The following is a 1024-nucleotide window of genomic DNA, read 5'->3' as shown; positions in this document are numbered from 1 at the left end:
GCGAAGCGAGTCGATCAAGCAAGGAGTCCCGTTGCAGGAGAAGTCTGTCATCACCCGGACGGTCGAGGCGGCCGGGGGTGTGTTCGCGCCGGGACGTATAGGCGAGTTGACGCAGGTGGTGGACTTCGCGCTGGTGGATGCGGTGGTTGAGGAGAGCCGGGCGGTGCAGCAACGGGTCCGGCTGCTGCCCGCCCGGGTGGTGGTGTACTTCGTCCTCGCGCTGGCCCTGTTCGAGGACTGCTCGTACCGGGCGGTGTGGGGCAAGCTCACCGGGGCGCTGGGAGGTCTCGGTCTGGCCTGTCCGCATTCCTCGTCGCTGTTGCGGGCCCGGCGCCGGCTCGGGGCCGGGCCGCTCAAGGCGTTGTTCGAGGCCGTGTCCGGACCGGTGGCCTGGCGGGACGCTCCCGGCGCGTACTGGTCGGGAATGCGCACGGTCGCCTTCGACGGCACCGGCCTGCAGCTGCCCGACCGCGATCCGGTCACCGCCCGATTCCCGAAACGGCGTGGTGAGGAGCGCGAGTTCGGCTACCCGCTGCTGCGGCTGGTCACGCTGGTGGAGACCGGCACCCGTGCGGTGCTGGCCGCCGCGTTCGGGACAGAGGCTGTCGGTGAACTCGTCTACGCCACTCGCCTGCTGGACCGCCTGGACGCATGGATGCTGGTCCTCGCGGACGCCGGCTTCGACGCCATCGCCTTCCTGCGTGATGTGAGCGCCACCGGCGCCAACTTCCTGGTGCGCTCCTCCGCCGCCCGGCGTCCCCTCATCCAGCGGCGGCTGGCGGACGGCTCCTATCTGGCCCGACTGTCCGCGCCCTACCGCGCCGGACACGGCTACCAGCACCTGACCGTCCGCGTGATCGAGGCCTGGATCACCGTCACGCTCGCCGACGGCACCGTCCGCCGTGAACCGTGGCGGCTGGTCACCAGCCTCCTCGACCACAAACATCACCCCGCCGACCGGCTTGTGACGCTGTATCACGAGAGATGGCAGGCAGAAACCTGCTACGCCAGCGTGAAGGCCACC

Annotated in this window: 1 protein-coding gene; it reads left to right on the top strand. The window is 70.2% G+C overall.

The annotated features are described in order from the left end of the window. Window positions 1-31 precede the first annotated feature (31 nt). The coding region (locus tag ACIQU6_RS45095; protein ID WP_403488603.1) for an IS4 family transposase at window positions 32-1024 on the top strand (993 nt) is incomplete at its 3' end.

The sequence above is a fragment of the Streptomyces sp. NPDC090442 genome (assembly GCF_044769405.1).
Lineage (GTDB): Bacteria > Actinomycetota > Actinomycetes > Streptomycetales > Streptomycetaceae > Streptomyces.
This window is presented reverse-complemented; position numbering and strand designations above follow the sequence as displayed.